The organism is Streptomyces sp. A1277 (genome assembly GCF_004795015.1).
Lineage (GTDB): Bacteria > Actinomycetota > Actinomycetes > Streptomycetales > Streptomycetaceae > Streptomyces.
In genome coordinates this window covers 105,575-121,195 of sequence record NZ_SSBI01000007.1, presented here as the reverse complement: position 1 = coordinate 121,195, position 15,621 = coordinate 105,575, and the positions used below count along the sequence as shown (strand labels likewise).

Sequence of the window (15,621 nt, the reverse complement as noted above, 5' to 3'; positions counted from 1 at the left end):
CATGCGCATGCGCCCCACTCTGAGCTGGACTCCCACCGACAGCCTGCCACCGGCCACCACGGATCCGGCCCCCGTGGTCGAAGCACTCCGGGGCGGCGGTGTGCTGGTGCTGAGCGGAGCGGGCATCTCGACGGAGTCCGGCATCCCCGACTACCGGGGCGAGGGCGGGAGCCTGAGCCGGCACACTCCGATGACGTACCAGGACTTCACCGGCGGTGCTCAGGCCCGGCGCCGATACTGGGCGCGCAGTCACCTCGGCTGGAGGACCTTCCGGCGCGCACGCCCGAACGCCGGTCACCGGGCGGTGGCCGCGTTCGGGCGCAGCGGTCTGCTCTCGGGGGTGATCACCCAGAACGTCGACGGTCTGCACCAGGCCGCCGGCAGCGAGGACGTCGTGGAGCTGCACGGGGGCCTGGACCGGGTGGTCTGCCTTTCCTGCGGCACGTTCGTCTCGCGCCGGGAGGTCGCGCGGCGGCTGGAGGAGGCCAATCCGGGGTTCGAGCCGGTGGCCGCCGCGGTCAATCCGGACGGCGACGCCGATCTCACCGACGAGCAGGTCGGTGACTTCCGGGTGGTGCCGTGCGCGGTCTGCGGCGGCGTCCTCAAGCCGGACGTGGTGTTCTTCGGCGAAGCCGTGCCCCCGGCGCGGGTCGAGCACTGCCGCGAGCTGATCCGTGGGGCGACGTCGCTCCTGGTCCTGGGCTCCTCGCTGACGGTGATGTCGGGGCTCCGGTTCGTCCGGCAGGCCGCGGGGACCGGAAAACCGGTGCTCATCGTCAACCGGGAGCCGACCCGGGGCGACCCGCAAGCCGTCACGCGGATCTCGCTGCCGCTCGGGCCGGCTCTCAGTACGGTCTGCGACCGGCTGGGCGTCGCCGTCGAGGATGCGGAGGCGGCCCGTCGGGACCGGGCGATGGGAGCCTGACGGCGGGCGGTGAGCCGCGGGCTCGGATGCCCTTGTCACGGCTTCGCGGCCGGTGCGCGTGCGCTCTTCGCGGCCGGTGCGCGTGCGCTCTTCGCGGCCGGTGCGCGTGCGCTGCTTCGCGGCCGGTGCGCGTGCGCTGTGCGGAGCCCGAGCCCGCCTCGTTCGGGTTGCGGTGCTTCAGTCGCGTCACGTGGAGTGGGCGAGCTGCTCGCGTACCCAGGCCGGGTCCGGGTTGGTGTGCGGTGTGCCCGCCACGAAGACGGTGGGGACCGTTTCGTTGCCGTCGTTGGCCGTCCGCACCAGCGCAGCTGCTTCCGGGTCGCTCCAGATATTGACCCAGTGCAGTTGGCGGGCGCGGGGGCGAAGCCGGATGCGCAGGCGCATGCAGTACGCGCAGCCCGGACGCCAGAAGACGATCGGGCGGCCGTCGAGCGCGCTGCGGTGCTGTGCCTCCAACGCGCCGATCGACTTCGGGAAGATCAGGGGCGAGTTCAGGTACGCGAGCAGGGTGAAGGCGAGCACGATGGTGACGCCTTCGGCGAGGTGTTCCCTGCGGAACAGCCCGGTCGCGGCGCCTGCACCGCAGACGAAGACCAGTATCGGCAGCAGCCAGGCACGCATCATGAAGACGCAGGCTACCGCCGTCCCGACACGCTCTTCGGGCCGGGCCTCAGCCGCCACCATCGGCGGCGCCGTCCGGTCGGCGCCGGGTCGCTCTCCTCGGGGTCCGGCAGCGGAGGGTCCACGTAGATCCGGGCCGTGCGCTCCGGGTCCAGGCCGACGCGGCCGGGGTGTACGCAGACCGGGGTCCGGGTGTCGACGGTGTACCGGAAGCCGTCCGCCGCGTCGAACGGCCAGTCCCTGCTGGGCCGGTCCGCGACGAGGAAGCCGGTGCGCGGAAGACGCAGTGCGGGGCAGAACCAGCAGCACGGGTAGTCCGAACCCGGGTCGATGAAGGGTGCGTCGGCCTCGTCGTCCATATCTTCGGGAAGGTAGCGCAGGGCGAGGGGCGGGGGTGCACGGCGGCCGGATCGGGTGGGTCCCGCTCCCATCCCCACGCCCTGTCGATCGAGCGGGGGGCTCTGGAATGGATCCGCACGTGCGGTATGAGCGCGACCGACGACGAGTACCGGCGGATCGCCGCTTCGCGGAGTGTCGATTTCTACGGACGGTTCGCTCCGGAGCGGACGACGACCGCCTCCCGGCCACGGCGCTGTGGGTGTACTGGGGATTCGCCTTCGATGACGCCCGATGCGACGACGGACCACTGAGCAGGCGGTCCGCCGAGTTCAACGCGGTGGCCGGGCGTGTGCGACGAGCTCTTGAGGCGCCGCGGACCGCGCCGACGGCGAGCGCTTCATCCCGCCGTTGCAGGACATCGCGGGCCGCTTCCGCTCCCTGGGCACCACGGTTCAGTTCCACCGTTTCGCCGCAGCCCACCGGGCGTGGCTGTCGGGGGGGGGTGCTGGCAGGTCGGGAATTACGCGCACGGGCACATGCCCTCCTTGGGCGAGGTACCTCGCCATGAGACTGCTGTCCTCCCCGCAGAGGCACGCAACATGAGGCGAGCCGCCCGAGCTCGCCGTTTCCTTCAAACACCTCGCGGTGCCGGAGGTCTTCGTCGCCACCCCGCGGGTTCTGATTCAGAGCCTGGCCCCGGGCCGTCCATCCGCCACGCCGACCGGGACGCCTTCTCCACGCACGAACGGCTGGGCATCGGGGAGGATCTGCTGGCGTTCGTGTTTCGCGGCTTCTTCGTCCACCGCTTCTTCCACGCCGATCTCCATCCCGGGAACGTCTTCGTCGCGCCCGGGGAGAAGGCCGCCCCGATCGACTGGGGCATGGTGGGGCGCACCGACCGGCGAACGGGCATGCTGCTCATGCTGATCCTCCTGTCGCTGGCCCAGAACGACGGTCACGGCCTGGCCAAGGCGTGGGTGGAGCTGGGGCATGCCACACCGTGGGCGAAGCTCGGTGCCTTCGCCTCCGACATGGCGGTCCTGGTGCCGCAGATCGCCGACGCCCCCCTCGAAGAACTCAACTTCGGCCTGACCCTCACCCGCGTTCTGACGTGCTCCACCAAGCGGGGGATCCGGACCAGTCCCACGGTCGCCGTCCTCGGCAAGGCATTCGCCAATGTCGAGGGGTCGGTGCGCTGTCTGGCACCGGGACTCTCCCTCATCGAGGTGTTCAAGGCGGAAATGCAGCACGTCATGCTGTCCCTGGCGGCCGAGACCGTCTCGAAGGAAAAGGTGGCCCGGACCGCCCTGGAAGTGATGCTCGGAATCGGCTCGGTGACCGACCAGATGAGCGGCCTCATGCGCGGCAGGCACTCCACACCCCCTGCGGAGGGGTGAGCCCGCAGCGCCTTGCAGTACGGCGGCGCCTCGCACAGGACCGGCTCCCGTACCAGGCACCAGCCCGGTTTCGAGTCGCACCAGTTAGCGGGCCGCGTCCTGTGCCGGGAGTGCGGTGCGCACGCTGCTGCCTGCGCCGCCTGCCAGGGCAGTGGCAGCGTGCGCTGCACCACCTGTCGGGCGACCGGGATCAGGGGCTGTCCGGACTGTGGCGGGGACGGCACCGTATGGCACGGGCGCTGCGCTGGCACCGGCAGGACCGTGACGTGGACCGAGGACGTCATCACCCGGAAGCCCAAGACGCTCAAGGTCCGGTTGCCCGAATACGGCGTCCCGTACCCGGCGCGGCAGCAGGTGCGCGAGCACGGGAGCTGGACCGGTCTCACCGGCAGGGACCTTCTGCGCGACTACCTCGTGGAGGAGTTCGGTGCGAGCCTGAAGGCGCTGCTTCAGCCGCGTGGCCTGGAGATCGCACGTCACACGGACGCCCGGTACACGCGGATGGCCCGGGTCACCGTGCCCGAGCACCCGCACAGGATCTACTTCGTGTTCCCCACGGCCGGGCAGCCGCACGTCATGACGCTCCCGACCCGGAAGCGGACCTGGCAGATCACGGGGGTCGTGGTCGGCGCGCTCCTGCTCCTGGCGCTGGTCGTACAGCTGATCGCCTGACAGCGGGGCGGGAGGAGCCGGCCGCGTCGTCCGGGCGGCGGGACGCGTGTACGTCGTCCTCACGGGGAGGAGGACGACCGCGCGGCGGGACGCCATGCGGCGGGCCAGGCCACGTCCCGGGCGACGGCCCCGGTGACACCGAGGCTCGCCCGTGCGCGCTCGATGTAGCGGTTCCGCGCGTTCCGAAACTCCAGGTATGCCTGGTCCCAGTCGTGTCGGGCCTCCATGGTGACGCCCCGGGCCAGGGACTCCAACCGCCACAAGCAGTGGTCCAGCGACTTGGACGCGGTGTTCGCCTCGGTGTCACCGAGCAGCCCGAGCGTCTCCGACAGGGCGGAGCGTCTGGACTCCAACTGGCTGACCTCCGACAGCACTTCGGGGGTCGGCTCCAGCGGGATGGGGCCCGAGGTCAGTCCCCGGGCGGCAGCGATCATCTGGTAGCGCGCCGCCAACTCCTTGACGGCGTGGGCGTACTCGGCATAGGCCGTGAGGCGGCGTTCGTCCCAGCGGACGGCTTGCTGTCTGCGCCACCTCGTACGTTCGGTCGCGCTGCTCACCAGGAACGACATGGCGGCTCCGAGGGCGACGCCCGCGAGCGGAAGTATCTGGTCGATCGGACTCACTGGGGACCCCCCGGTCGGCTAGCGCGGCACGCAGACAATTCCTTCCGCCGCATCATCTCTCCGGGACGGGCGGCCGGCGAACAATTCCGTGTTCGTGGGCCTCTGCTGCCGGGGCCGGGAGGTGTGGCACTGTGTGGCGCGCTTCGGTCACACGCAGCCTCGTTCCGCCTCGCCCGGCTCTGCATGACCGGGGGGCCTGCCGTGCGGGTCCCGTTTCGACTTCCGCAGAGCGGCCACCCCGGCCATACCCGACGTCTGCCCCGTACGAGCGGCGATATCGGGCCTGGCGGGGTGGCCGGAATACGGGGGAATGCTCTGCACGATGCGGGGAACTGGAAGATCATCGTGAGTGATCCCCCTGCCCCGCCTGTCGTGCCGGTTCGGGAGGGGTGGTCCATTTTGAGGAGGAGTTGGCTGTGCTGCTTCCCACGCCCGGAGACCTGCGTGCCGCGCTGTCCCGTTACGCCGACGCGGTGATCGAGGACGAGCGCCGTTCCACCCCGGACACCGTCCGGCAACGTGAGGACACGGCGTACACCCTGTGTGTCATGACGGGCGTGAGCGATGTGCGGGAGGCCCTGAGCACCGCCGACGCTCTTCTGCGTAACAGTGCGTTCACCACGGCAGCGGGCGTGGCGGACGAGGGCGGCAGCCCGGCGCGCGGCGCCCGGTCAGGTCCCGTCGCCGCCTGAGGTGCCCGGCGACGGTGTCGCCGTCTTGAGGCCGGCCAGGATGAGGTCGATGCCGGCGAGGAACTGCTCGCGGTCGTCGTGGTCGGCCAGTTGCGCCGCCACCCGGTGCACGAAGGGGTACCGCGCCGGGTCGAGCCGCCTCCACTGTTCGGCGACCGCACCCAGAAAGGCTGTGCGATCGGTGCCGTGGACGAGCGCGCGGCCGTTGGCGGCGTTCTGGCCGGCGACGCCGAGGATGTAGTTCACCAGCGCGGACGCCGAGTCGAACCAGGCGTCCTCGCTGACGCCCAGCGCCTGGAGCTGGCCGCCGATGCCCTCGAAGATCTGGGGCATCGCGGCCAGCCAAGGTGTGAGGGAGAGGTGGCGGCCCACCCAGGGGTGCGCGTCGCTCGCGTCGAAGATCCCCAGGGCGATGGCCCGGATCGCCGTCCGGGGGTCGGCTCCGCTCGGCACGTCCGTCACGACGCGGGCGATGACGTCGTCGGTGGCGGCGGCCAGCAGCTCGCCCTTGTTGGCGACGTGCCAGTAGATCGCCCCGCTGCCGGTGGCCAGGCGCGCCGCGAGGGCGCGGAACGTCAGCGCTCCCTCACCGTCGGTGTCGAGTATCTGGATCGCGGCCCGCACGATCCGTTCCTTCGAGAGCGCGTCCGTGCGCCGTTCTGCCCGCTTCGGTCTGGGTCGCCATGGGACAAGTCTGACAGGACTGGAACGCCGTTCCAACGAGGGACGAGCACTGGAACGTCGTTCCAGTGCTGCTCGCCCAGAGAAAGGAACCCCCATGACGGCACCGGTCACGATCATCGGCGCGGGCCCCGGCGGCCTCGCCCTCGCACGCGTTCTGCACGTCCACGGCGTCCCCTCGACCGTCTACGAGGCCGATCCCTCGGCCGTGTCCCGTACCCAGGGCGGCCAGCTCGACATCCACGAGGACGATGGACAGCGCGCGCTCGCCGCAGCCGGCCTCCTCGACGAGTTCCGCGCGGTCATCCACGAGGGCGCCGAGGCTTCGCGCGTACTGGACGAGCGGGGCGCGGTGCTGCTCGACCTCCCCGACGACGGCACGGCCGCCCGCCCCGAGGTGCTCCGGGCGGTCTGCGGCAGATCCTCCTCGACTCGCTGCCCGAGGGAACCGTTCAGTGGGGACGCAAGCTCACCGGTGTCCGGTCCCTCGGCGGCGGCCGGCACGAGCTGGCCTTCGCCGACGGCTCGACCGTGACGAGCGATGTCCTCGTGGGCGCCGACGGCGCCTGGTCGCGCATCCGGCCGCTGCTGTCCGACGCCACGCCCACGTACACGGGCACGACGTTCGTCGAGACCTACCTGTACGACGTGGACCGGCGTCACCCCGCGACGGCCGAGGCGGTCGGTGAGGGTGCCATGTACGCGCTCACCCCGGGGAAGGGGATCGTGGCCCACCGGGAGGCGGGCGACATCATCCACACCTATGTCGAGCTGAACCGCTCCGCCGAGTGGGCCGGCGCGATCGACTTCGGCGACGCCGACGCGGCTCGCGCCCGGGTCGCCGCGGAGTTCGAGGGGTGGGCGCCGCACCTCACCGCCCTGATCACCGACGGCGAGACCGCTCCCGTCGCCCGCATGATCCACACGCTTCCGGACGGTCACCGCTGGGAGCGGGTGCCCGGGGTGACTCTGCTCGGCGATGCCGCGCACCTGATGCGGCCGTCCGGTGACGGCGCCAACCTGGCGATGTTCGACGGCTCCGAGCTCGCCGGGGCGATCGCCGACCGCCCCGGCGACATCGAGGCGGCGTTCACCGCGTACGAAGAGGCACTGCTCGCGCGGACCGAGCCCTTCTACGCCGAGGCGCGCGAGCTCCTCGACCTCTGCCTCGGCGACCGCGCACCGTACAGCTTCACGGACTTCTTCAGCGGCGCGGCCGAACAGGGGTGACCGTGTCCTCAGGCGCCCGGGAGGAAGAGGCAGAACGGGTGGCCGTGGGGGTCGCGCAGCACGCGTACGTCCTTCTGCGGCTGGAGCTCCTCCAGCGTCGCGCCCAGGGCGCAGGCTCGCTGGGTCTCCGCTTCCAGGTCGTCCACCTGGAGGTCCAGGTGCGCCTGCATCTGCTGGCTTCCCGGAAGTTGGGGCCAGACCGGGGGCGTGTGGTCGGTCTCCAGCTGGAAGCTGAGGCCGGGGCGTTCCCGTTCCGGGGCCCTCAGCCTGACCCATTCGGGCTCCCGCTCGGCCTCCTCCCATCCCAGCAGGGCTCGGTAGAAGTCGGCCAGGGCGGGCGGGTCGGGCGTACCGAGAACGATGGCACCGAGGGTCGTCGTCATGTCTCCCACCTTGCCCCGGACCCCACCGCCATGCATCCGCCGCACGGTTTGCCGGGCACGTCGGGGCGTCGGCACAGACACCGACGTGCGGGTGCGTGTGTGCCGGGTGCCGGGGTACCGGGTGTTCCTCCCGCCGCATCCGCAGCCGCCGTGGCCGCCCCGTGCCCGTTCGTCTGCTCGCGGCCCGAACCGACGGAGGACTCGGTACCGCATGACGTTGGCGCACGGCATATACATGGCAGCAGGTATCGGCATCCTGATGGCCGCTGTCCTACCCCCGCTGGTTCGTCGGCGTCCCTTCTCCATGCCCATGGTGTTCCTCGTCGTGGGCGCGGCGATCACCCTGCTGCCGTGGGACGTGCCCGTGGTGGACCCGGTGCGGGACCGGGTGTGGGTCGAGCATGTGACGGAAGTCTGCGTGATCGTGTCGCTGATGGGCGCGGGGCTGGCGATCGACCGCCCGTTCGGATGGCGCACCTGGGCGGGGGCCTGGCGCTTCCTGGGGCTGGTGCTTCCGCTGACCATCGCCGGGGTGGGGCTGCTGGGCACGTGGCTCATGGGCTGGCCTCCGGCGGTGGCCCTGCTCCTGGCCGCCGCGCTCGCGCCGACCGATCCGGTGCTGGCGGCGGAGGTGCGGGTCGGGGAGCCGACCAGTGGTGAGGACGAGGAGGACGAGGAGGAGGTGCGCTTCACGCTGACCTCCGAGGCCGGTCTCAACGACGGTCTTGCGCTGCCGTTCGTCCTCGCCGCCGTCGCGCTGGCGACGACGGCGGGCGAGGGCTGGTCGGCGGACTGGATCGGCCACTGGCTGCTGGCCGACGTGCTCCTGCGGGCGACCGTCGGGCTGGTCGCCGGTGTGGTGGTGGGCCGGCTGCTCGGCTGGTTGTTCTTCCGCTCCCGCCATGTCCGGCTCTCGCAGCAGATGGAGGGTTTCACCGCCCTCGGCGCCACCTTCACCGCCTACGGGCTGACCGAGCTGGTCCACGGATACGGATTCCTCGCGGTGTTCGTCACCGCGTGCACCATCCGGGCCGCCGAACGCAACCACGGCTACCACCAAGTGCTGCACGGCTTCAGCGAACAGATCGAGCGTCTGCTGACCGCCGTCCTGCTGTTCCTCCTCGGCGGCTACCTGGTCGCGGACGGACTGGCTGTCCTCAGCCCGCAGGGGGCGCTGCTCGCGCTCGCCCTGATCCTCGTGATCCGTCCGGCCGCGGGTGTCGCCGCCCAGCTGGGGTCTCCGGCCGGGCCGCGCGAACGTGCGGTGACGGCCCTGTTCGGCATCCGGGGCATCGGCTCGCTCTTCTACCTCGCGTACGCGCTCGGAAAGGGGCCATTCGCCCGGTACGCCGACGAACTGTGGGCGGTCGCGGCCTTCACGGTCCTCGTCTCCGTGCTCCTGCACGGGGCGACGGCGACGCCCGTGATCCGGCGCCTGGACCGGTGGCGCTCCCGCCTTGCCTAACTTGATCTTTAACCTCGGGGTCCGAACGAGTCCTCGTACTTGATCACTCGGATTGGTAACCGCCTTACGTACGGGCGGCCTTCGGCTGAGCATGTGATCCGACCAAGGAACACACAACACCCAGCACGAAGGCCGTGGGGATGAGTCTGCTGCATCACGCTGTCCGGCAGGATCCGTTTGCGGAACTGTCACGCTTCCGGGGTGAGTTCTGCTCCTGTCTGACCACGTGCGGACGCGCTGTTCGAACTCGCGGACGCGGTGTTGTGTGCGGACGGCCCGGTCCGGTCGCTGGTGGCACTGTCGCTGGTGGGCGAACACCGCCGCGGGCACGGCGGGCTCTATGACGCTCTGGCCGCGGGCCGGGTCGAGGTGGCCCGGCTGCGGCGGGCCCTTGCCGTGGTGCCGCTGCCGCGGGCGGCGGACGGCCGGCTGGTCCTGGCCGCCGACCTGACCTGCTGGCTGCGGCCCAGCGCGCACACCTCACCGCAGCGGATCCTGTGCCACACCTACGGGCGGGGCAAGGACCAGCACATTCCCGTTCCCGGCTGGCCGTACTCGGTGATCTGCGCGCTGGAGAGGGGCCGCAGTTCCTGGACCGCGCCGCTGGACGCGCTGCGGCTGGCACCGGGAGACGACGCCGCTACCGTCACGGCCCGGCAGATGCGCGAGCTCATCGAGCGGCTGATGACGGCCGGGCAGTGGAAGAAGGGTGATCCGGAGATCCTGATCGTGGTTGACGCCGGCTACGACGTGCCACGGCTGGCCTTCCTGCTGAAGGATCTGCCGGTGCAGGTGCTCGGCCGGATGCGCTCGGACCGGGTCCTGCGACGTGCGGTCCCACCCCGCGAGCCCGGCGTCCGGGGCCGCCCGCCCAGCCACGGTGGGGAGTTCGTGTTCGGTGACCCGGCCACCTGGAACGTTCCCGACGCGCAGACCGTGACCGAGACCCGTCTCTACGGCACCGCCGTCGCACGGTCCTGGGACCGGCTCCATCCAAGACTGACGCACCGCTCGGCCTGGACCGCAGAGCTGGGCGCCCTGCCCGTGATCGAGGGGACCGTGATCCGTCTGCAGGTCGAACTTCTGCCCAGCGGCGCGACACCCAAGCCGGTGCGGCTGTGGTGGTCGGGCACCGACGCCACCACAGCCGACGTCGACCGTCTGTGGCAGGCGTGCCTGCGACGCTTCGACATCGAGCACACCTTCCGCCTGTTCAAGCAGACACTCGGCGAGACCAGCCCGGAGATCCGCACCCCCGAAGCCGCCGATCGCTGGACCTGGCTGATCCTCGCGGTCTTCACCCAACTCCGACTCGCCCGCCCGCTGGCGGCCGACCTCCGTAGACCGTGGGAGCAACCGACCCCGTCCGACAGGCTCACTCCCGCCCGCATCCTCGCCAAGCTCGGGCTGCGTGACCGGGTCCAGGCCGTCATCGTCGCCTACGAGACGGGTCTGATCAGCGTCGGGGAACGGGAGACGGATGAGGGCGGGGAGGAGACCGGCCCCTGATCGCGAGCCCGCGGACCAGCGGCGCGGTCGCGGAGGGGACGGCCGGTACGCCCGGACCAACGGTCGGATCGGCAGGCACCGTTGAGACATCAACAGCCCTGCTCTACTCTCTCGTTCATCGAACAGCCGTCCTTGGCTGCGAGTGCACCACAGGAGCCCAGCCGTCCCTGCGGGGCGGCCCGAGAAGGGAGATCCGCCATGGTCAAGCACTACATCAAGTATGCCTTCAGCACCCTCACCGCGGCCATGTTCGCCAGCATGGTCTGACAGGAACCCCCGGCCTGGACCGGGAGTTGTCCCCCGGTCCAGGCGTCAGGAGGCATCTTTGTTCGGTACCGCGCTCAGCCAGCTGCGCTACGGTGCGGCGATCCTGCGCAATCGCCCGATCCGCCCGTACGACCTTGAGCGCATCGCCCGGGATCTCGTCGCCACGATCGCGGAGTTCGGCGAACCGGGCGCGGACTCGGCCCTGCTGCCCGGCCGGGCCGGGGCCGTCGATCCTGCCGTACGGCGAACGGTCACCGAACGCAGTCTGCGGGCCACGGCACGCGCGGCCGCCCGGCACACCGCCTACTACCGGCGGACGTTCGACCGGCTGGGGCTCGATCCGGGCACGCTCACACCGGAGACATGGGACCGGGTGCCGGTCACGCCGAAGGCGGCGTTGCGCGGTCTGCCGGCGGCGTTCGTCTCGGCCGTCTCCGCACCGGCGCTGATGGCGCTCACCACGGGGACGAGCGGCAACCCCACCACCGTCTGGTACTCCCGGGCCGAGGTCGAGATCGCGGTCGCCATGAGCACCGTGTCCGCCGTGCTCGGACTGGGCCTGCGCCCCCACCACACCCTGGCGTACGCGGGCTGCTCGCGGGCCACCCTGCCGCTGCTCAACGTGGAGGAGTCGGTGACCCGCATCGGGGCCTCGTTCGTCCAGCTCGGGACCGTGGAGCCGGCGGTGGCGCTGGACCGGCTGGCCGCCCCGCTCGGGCTGCGCGGAAAGGCCCCGCAGATCACGCATCTGACGCTGTCGGCCTCCTACCTCGCGGCCCTGGTCGAAGAGGCGGAACGCGGCGACTGGCGGCCCTCGGACTTCGGGCTCGGGTACATCGGCGTGGGCGGCGAACCGCTCTCCGAACCGCTGAGGGAACGGGCGGCGGCGGCCCTGGGCGCGGACACCTCCACCTCGTACATGATGACGGAGACCGTGCCGTCGGGCGGCACACCGTGCACCGAGGGACATCTGCACCACACCACCGAGTTCGGGCACCTGGAAGTGCTCGACCCGGTGACTCACGCGCCGACTCCGCCGGGCGGTGTGGGGGTCATCGTGCAGACCCCGTACGTCCCCTACCGGGACTGCACCCTGCTGCTGCGGTACGCGACCGGGGACCTGGTACGCCTGCCCGGGGGCGAGGCCGGCTGCGAGATGGCCCATCTGCCCGCGACCTCGCAGATACTCGGCCGCTGGTCGGGCCCGCTCAGCGTCGCGGTCCCCACCCGTTCGGTGCTGAACGTGCTGGAGGCGGAGCCGGACATCCCGCTGCCCGCGCGCTACGCCCTCGTCGAGGCACCCTCCGGCCCGCGCCTGCACGTCCTGGTGCGCCGGCTGCCCGCCGCCGGTCTGCTGGGCAGGCTGGAGGAGCGGGCCACCTCATCGGGGCTCGCGCTGGACGCGATCGTGCTGCACGACGAGCCGTCCTCGATGCCGCCGACCGGCCCGGTCCGGGCCGACCTGCGCGAGCACACCTTCGAGTCGGCCCGCCCGGCCGCCGCCCGCATCGTGAGCCCGGCATGAGCACGGCGGCCCTGGTGGGCCTGAACTGCTGCGTCGCCGCGATCACGCTGGCGGGCCTCGCCTACTTCGGCCGCGTCCGGATGCCGCGACCGCCGGTGGGCCGCTACGAACGCGCGGATGTGGCCGTGGTGTTCGCCGTGGTCGTGGCCGCACCGCTGCTCTACCTGGAGCTGCCCCGGGCGGCGGTGGCGGTCGTCTTCGGACTGGTGCTCTGTGCGGCGCTCCAGTTCACGCTGGCGCCGGTGACCGGCGGGGGCCGGGCGTGGGCGGTCGCGCTCGCCTCGGTCGCGGCCACCGCCGGGTGCGCGTTCGCGGACCGGTCGCTCGCCGTGATGGTGTTCACCGACGTGCTGCTCGCCACGGCCGTCGTGGGCGTCGCGAACATGTGGGCGCAGAGCGGCATGCGGTCGGCGCACGCGGCCTGGTTCGCGGGGGCGCTGGCCTGCTACGACCTGGTGGCGACCGGGCTGACCTCGGTGATGGACCGGTTCGCCGTCCAGGTGATGGGGCTGCCGTTCGCCCCGCTGCTGGCCGTCACCCGGGGCGATCCGCCGGTGGCGCTGGGTCTGGGCGATCTCCTGCTGCTGGTGCTGTTCCCGCTGGTCGCCCTCAAGGCGTTCGGGCGGGTCGCGGGTCTCCTCGCGGCCGGCATCGGGGTGGCGGTGTCCGGCGCGGTCAGCCTCCTGTTCGCCCTGGGCGCGCTGACCGGGGCCTTTCCGCTGCTCACCGCGCTGGGACCGCTGATCGTGGTCCAGCACGTGCTGTGGGTACGGGCGCGCGGCGCCGAGCGTACGGTCGCCGAGTGGCGCACGGGGGCCCCGCGCGCGGCAGCGGCCCTCGCCCCGAGGGACCCGGACCCGGCACTGCTCAAGGCCCTCGATCCGGCCGATGCGCGGGGGCTGCGCACCGCCCTGCCCGAGGACAGCTGGCTCGCGGTCCTGGACGGCCTGGTGGTGGGCGGCGGGCCGTCCCCCGGCCTCGCCCGGCGGGACGCGGTGCGCCGGGGCGGTACGGCGGTGCCGGTGGTCGTCTCCAGGCGGCGCGTCTCGTCAGCCGATGAACACCCAGAGAATCAGCCTGATCAGGACCAGCGCGTCGAGCACCATGGCGGCCCGGAGCGAGCGGCTGGGCACGCCTCGGCGCAGAAGACGGCTTCCGAGCCACAGCCCGTACCCGGCCAGGCCGGCCGACACGAGCACGATGAGCAGCAGGAGGGGCCACTTCGCCCCTAGGTTCCCGGCGATGCTCAGTGCCAGGGCCGCCAAAATCATCTGGGGCAGCCCCAGCAGCCAGACCTTGCGCACTTCCGAGGCGGTCCCGGGGGCCCGGGGCGGGGGCGCGGTCGGCCGGGGAGGCAGCGGGGCGGAAGGGGCGCCCGCCCGCAGGGGCGCCTGCGGGGCGCCGGCCTGCACCCGTGGTTCCGGTTGCGGACGGAGGGCGTCGGCGACACGCGCCGTCAGCTCCGGGTCCGCACGCGTGTCGTCGGCGAGCACGGAGGCCACGATGGCCGCGGAGCCCTCATCGGGGCGCTCGTGCAACCGGGTGAGGGCGGACGCCCCGAGGTTGCTTCGCCCCAGCCGGCCCCACACCAGTTCCTGAAGGGACGCCTTCTGCCCGGCCGTGGCCGGATCGTCCCCCGTCAGCACCCGCAACGCCGCTGCGGCCGGCTCCGAAGGCTCCATGCCCCGTTCCCCTACATGTCCGTGATCCTGTGAGGATAGGGGGTCGGTGGGCCGCTGCCCGGACTCCGCGAGCGCTTCTCAAGCCGTATCCATCATCGCCGGCCCCCAGGGAGCCGGGCCCGAGCCTTCGGCCCAGGCGGTGAGCGAGGCTCCGTCCACGCACCGGATGCCGCAGGATTCCGCGTACTCCAGGGCCGGTGCGGTGAACTCACTGGTCGTCACCACGGCGGCGAGCTGGGCGCCGTGGATTGTCCAGCAGGTGCCGCCGAAGCGCTGGAGGTCCTGGGAGCCCACCTTGTTCGCGGGTCCGTACTGCTTGCACTGCACGACGACGCGCCGGCCGTCCGGTGCGGTGGCGAGGACGTCGGCGCCGAGGTCGCCGGCGCCGCCGACGACCTCGACCTCGTGGCAGCCGTCGCGTTCGCACAGGGCGGCCACGGCCGCCTCGAAGCCGTCGGGGTCGAGGGCGCCGAAGTCGAACGCGGTCAACTCGGCGTCGGGCTGCGGGAGTACGGCGGTGAGTCCGTCCCGCGCGTCGGGGAGCGGCGCGACGCCTGCCGCTCCGTCCGCGGTGGAGGCGGGCGGTTCGGGGGCGCCGTCGCTCCCGGGCGCCCCGGCGGCATCCTCAAGGGGCGGTGCCATGCCTTCGCGGGCGGCCCTGCGCAGCTCACGGGTGCGCGGCATCGCGCGGAACAGGATGTAGAGCACGGGGACGGCGGCCACGGCCAGCAGTACGGCGGTGACCGGGTGCGCGCCGGCCCAGTGGGCGAAGCGCAGGAAGAGCAGGGCCGCGGCGCAGATCAGGGCGCCGGCCAGGGCGAGGGTGAGCAGGGGGCTGCGCAGTGAGCCCGTCGTGCGGGGATGGCGTGTAGCGCTTCGCGGTCTCCGTATCGGCACGGCGTCTCCCTCGGCATGTCACGAACGTCGTCGTTCGCCGTGTGCCCCGAACCGCGCCTTCCATGATCAGCGGGGAGGGCCGTGCGTGTGCTCACCTCGCGGGGCGGGCCCCTCAGGCGCGCCGGAAGCAGTCATGGGTCTCGGGGCGCCGCAGGAAGCCTGCCGACCGGTAGGTGGCAACGGCGCCGGTGCGGGAGCTGGGGGTGCAGACGAGTGCGCTGGACGAGCCCATGTCCCGGAGTGCGGCCGCTGCGGCGAGGGTGATCGCCCGGCCGTAGCCCCGGTGGCGGTGTTCCTCGTGCACGCCCATCGGTTCGAGCAGCCCAGGTCGTCCCCGGCCGGCCGACCACACCGTCACCGTCGCTCCGGCACGGCATATCGATTCCGGCCCGGCACACCTGTTCCCAGTACGCCGCGGGCGCGCAGGACCCGCAGTCCGTTGGACGCGATGCTCAGGAACGAGCCGCCCCGGCCTGGCCGCCGGGACCGAGGCGGCGCTGAAGGAGGCGGCGCGCCGGCTGTTCGCGGAGCGCGGCTATCTCGATACGAAGATCACCGACATCACGCGGGAGGCGGGGCGCGCCACCGGCTCGTTCTACGCCCATTTCGCGGACAAGGACGCCCTGCTCCAGGCCCTGATGGGGATCTGAACGCGCAGCTCGAAGCGGAGATCGGTGCGCACGACGACGGGACCGGTCACGATCTGACGGGCC

General features: G+C 72.1%; 13 protein-coding genes and 5 pseudogenes. 11 read left to right on the top strand and 7 right to left on the bottom strand.

The features are described 5' to 3' along the window. The first annotated feature begins 1 nt into the window (after window position 1). Complete coding sequence (locus E6R18_RS07260; RefSeq protein WP_136316008.1) at window positions 2–925, top strand: NAD-dependent protein deacetylase; 924 nt, start codon at window positions 2–4, stop codon at window positions 923–925. 186 nt (window positions 926–1,111) lie between these two features. On the opposite strand, the gene E6R18_RS07255 is transcribed toward E6R18_RS07260, so the two are convergent. Both E6R18_RS07255 and E6R18_RS07250 read right to left on the bottom strand, forming a co-directional pair. Beyond that, on the bottom strand, window positions 1,112–1,549 hold the full coding sequence (locus tag E6R18_RS07255) for a glutaredoxin domain-containing protein (RefSeq protein ID WP_206308234.1): 438 nt from the start codon (window positions 1,547–1,549) through the stop codon (window positions 1,112–1,114). 11 nt (window positions 1,550–1,560) lie between these two features. Continuing rightward, window positions 1,561–1,905, bottom strand: coding sequence for a hypothetical protein (locus E6R18_RS07250; protein ID WP_136316006.1), 345 nt, complete (start codon window positions 1,903–1,905; stop codon window positions 1,561–1,563). Window positions 1,906–2,421: 516 nt separating this feature from the next. Here E6R18_RS07250 and E6R18_RS07245 point away from each other — a divergent pair. Continuing rightward, on the top strand, window positions 2,422–3,282 hold the full coding sequence (locus tag E6R18_RS07245; protein WP_346764976.1) for an AarF/UbiB family protein: 861 nt from the start codon (window positions 2,422–2,424) through the stop codon (window positions 3,280–3,282). A 261-nt stretch (window positions 3,283–3,543) separates the two neighbouring features. After that, complete coding sequence (locus tag E6R18_RS07240) at window positions 3,544–3,954, top strand: hypothetical protein (RefSeq protein ID WP_136316004.1); 411 nt, start codon at window positions 3,544–3,546, stop codon at window positions 3,952–3,954. 59 nt (window positions 3,955–4,013) lie between these two features. Here E6R18_RS07240 and E6R18_RS07235 read toward each other — a convergent pair whose 3' ends face one another. Then, window positions 4,014–4,577 carry a hypothetical protein gene (locus E6R18_RS07235; RefSeq protein WP_136316003.1) on the bottom strand — a complete coding sequence of 188 codons (564 nt, stop codon included), beginning with the start codon at window positions 4,575–4,577 and terminating at the stop codon, window positions 4,014–4,016. 416 nt (window positions 4,578–4,993) lie between these two features. Here E6R18_RS07235 and E6R18_RS07230 point away from each other — a divergent pair, with 416 nt between their 5' ends. After that, complete coding sequence (locus tag E6R18_RS07230; RefSeq protein WP_240799624.1) at window positions 4,994–5,269, top strand: DUF5133 domain-containing protein; 276 nt, start codon at window positions 4,994–4,996, stop codon at window positions 5,267–5,269. Here the strand turns inward: E6R18_RS07230 and E6R18_RS07225 are convergent. Beyond that, window positions 5,249–5,893, bottom strand: a complete 645-nt coding sequence (locus E6R18_RS07225) for a TetR family transcriptional regulator (protein ID WP_240799623.1) — start codon at window positions 5,891–5,893, stop codon at window positions 5,249–5,251. The two genes, E6R18_RS07230 and E6R18_RS07225, sit on opposite strands and share 21 nt — an antisense overlap. A gap of 154 nt (window positions 5,894–6,047) precedes the next feature. Here E6R18_RS07225 and E6R18_RS07220 point away from each other — a divergent pair. Next, a pseudogene (locus tag E6R18_RS07220) lies at window positions 6,048–7,180 on the top strand (NAD(P)/FAD-dependent oxidoreductase). Window positions 7,181–7,188: 8 nt separating this feature from the next. On the opposite strand, the gene E6R18_RS07215 reads toward E6R18_RS07220, so the two are convergent. Next, window positions 7,189–7,563 (bottom strand): VOC family protein, encoded by a 375-nt coding sequence (locus tag E6R18_RS07215; protein WP_136316001.1) that lies wholly within the window; start codon window positions 7,561–7,563, stop codon window positions 7,189–7,191. A 211-nt stretch (window positions 7,564–7,774) separates the two neighbouring features. On the opposite strand from E6R18_RS07215, the gene E6R18_RS07210 reads away from it, so the two are divergent. The 5 genes and pseudogenes from E6R18_RS07210 (at window position 7,775) to E6R18_RS07195 (ending at window position 13,561) form a co-directional block, all read left to right on the top strand. After that, entirely contained in the window at window positions 7,775–9,028 is a 1,254-nt protein-coding gene (locus E6R18_RS07210) for a cation:proton antiporter (RefSeq protein ID WP_136316000.1), read from the top strand. A 140-nt stretch (window positions 9,029–9,168) separates the two neighbouring features. Continuing rightward, window positions 9,169–10,420 (top strand): annotated as a pseudogene (locus tag E6R18_RS07205) (NF041680 family putative transposase); the annotation flags it as partial. After that, window positions 10,412–10,537 (top strand): annotated as a pseudogene (locus E6R18_RS34385) (DNA-binding response regulator); the annotation flags it as partial. The pseudogenes E6R18_RS07205 and E6R18_RS34385, both read left to right, overlap by 9 nt. A 325-nt stretch (window positions 10,538–10,862) precedes the next feature. Further along, window positions 10,863–12,329: a phenylacetate--CoA ligase family protein gene (locus tag E6R18_RS07200; protein WP_136315999.1), complete on the top strand. Its 1,467-nt coding sequence runs from the start codon at window positions 10,863–10,865 to the stop codon at window positions 12,327–12,329. Next, the gene (locus tag E6R18_RS07195) at window positions 12,326–13,561 is read left to right on the top strand and encodes a hypothetical protein (protein WP_240799622.1); all 1,236 of its coding nucleotides are present in this window, start codon (window positions 12,326–12,328) and stop codon (window positions 13,559–13,561) included. The genes E6R18_RS07200 and E6R18_RS07195 overlap by 4 nt, the downstream gene beginning before the upstream one ends. Window positions 13,562–14,089: 528 nt before the next feature. Here E6R18_RS07195 and E6R18_RS07185 read toward each other — a convergent pair. Continuing rightward, window positions 14,090–14,908, bottom strand: a complete 819-nt coding sequence (locus E6R18_RS07185) for a restriction endonuclease (RefSeq protein ID WP_168712286.1) — start codon at window positions 14,906–14,908, stop codon at window positions 14,090–14,092. A 112-nt stretch (window positions 14,909–15,020) separates the two neighbouring features. Beyond that, a pseudogene (locus tag E6R18_RS07180) lies at window positions 15,021–15,272 on the bottom strand (GNAT family N-acetyltransferase); the annotation flags it as partial. Window positions 15,273–15,381: 109 nt separating this feature from the next. Between E6R18_RS07180 and E6R18_RS34710 the strand changes: the two are divergent. Then, window positions 15,382–15,549: pseudogene (locus E6R18_RS34710) on the top strand (helix-turn-helix domain-containing protein); the annotation flags it as partial. Window positions 15,550–15,621 lie beyond the last annotated feature (72 nt).